This is a genomic window from Chitinophaga sp. GbtcB8, assembly GCF_019091455.1.
Classification (GTDB): domain Bacteria; phylum Bacteroidota; class Bacteroidia; order Chitinophagales; family Chitinophagaceae; genus Chitinophaga.
Genome location: NZ_JAGXJN010000312.1, coordinates 1 through 245 on the forward strand (window position 1 = coordinate 1; position 245 = coordinate 245).

The window sequence follows — 245 nt, forward strand, 5'->3', positions numbered from 1 at the left end:
GCCGTCCAAAGTATTTGTAATATTTTCCTGTGTGTTTTTGTGTTACCAGGTCCTGTTGTTAATCACTTTCATGTAATTATCCGTAAAGGTTTTGCTGCACAGGAACTCCAGGCTTCCTTTTGCCGTATGCAGCCAGCTGGTATTGCCGCTTACCTGGTAGGCCATCATCATAGCTTCCGGCAGCACGGCATTTCCATAGGTCAGGTACGGTCCATACCATCTCCATTGTGCATCTGCCTCCTGCT

Annotated in this window: 1 pseudogene; it reads right to left on the reverse strand. The window is 47.3% G+C overall.

Annotated features, from left to right (window positions below):
• Positions 1-42 precede the first annotated feature (42 nt).
• Positions 43-245 (reverse strand): annotated as a pseudogene (locus tag KVT36_RS31960) (glycosyltransferase); the annotation flags it as partial.